1 protein-coding gene is annotated in these 444 nt (G+C 63.5%); it reads left to right on the top strand.

Going from position 1 to position 444, the window contains the following annotated elements; translation table 11 throughout:
- Nucleotides 1-25: 25 nt before the first annotated feature.
- On the top strand, nucleotides 26-444 hold a 419-nt coding region (locus tag M3166_RS19045; protein WP_353056594.1), incomplete at its 3' end, for an ATP-binding cassette domain-containing protein.

Below are 444 nucleotides of genomic sequence, written 5' to 3'. Positions count from 1 at the left end.
CCCCAATGGTGCGGGTAAGACGACGATGATGCGCTGCTGCACATCTCTCATCTCTCCCGACTCTGGTCGCATCGACGTACTTGGCCATGCCCCAGGCAGCCCCGAGGCCGCCGCTGCCACCGGACTTATGCCTCAGAGCGCCGGTGCCTGGAGCGGCATCCGAGCTGGCGAGCTATTGCACTACATGGCGGGTCTGCACGCCAATCCCATCGACCCGGACCTCCTCATCGAAGCGCTAGCGATTACCCCTTTTGCGCGCACCACCTATCGACGCCTCTCCGGCGGCCAACAGCAGGCCGTCAACCTTGCCGCCGCCCTGGTTGGCCGCCCCAAGCTGGTATTCCTCGATGAACCGACCTCAGGGATGGATCCTCACGCCCGCCATCATACGTGGGACATCGTTGAGCAAATGCGTCATGACGGGGTCTCCGTCGTGCTCACTAC

The organism is Solibacillus isronensis (assembly GCF_023715405.1).
Taxonomy (GTDB): domain Bacteria; phylum Bacillota; class Bacilli; order Bacillales_A; family Planococcaceae; genus Solibacillus; species Solibacillus isronensis_B.
The sequence above is the reverse complement of the archived record's forward strand: the minus strand, read 5'-3'. Positions and strand labels throughout refer to the sequence as shown.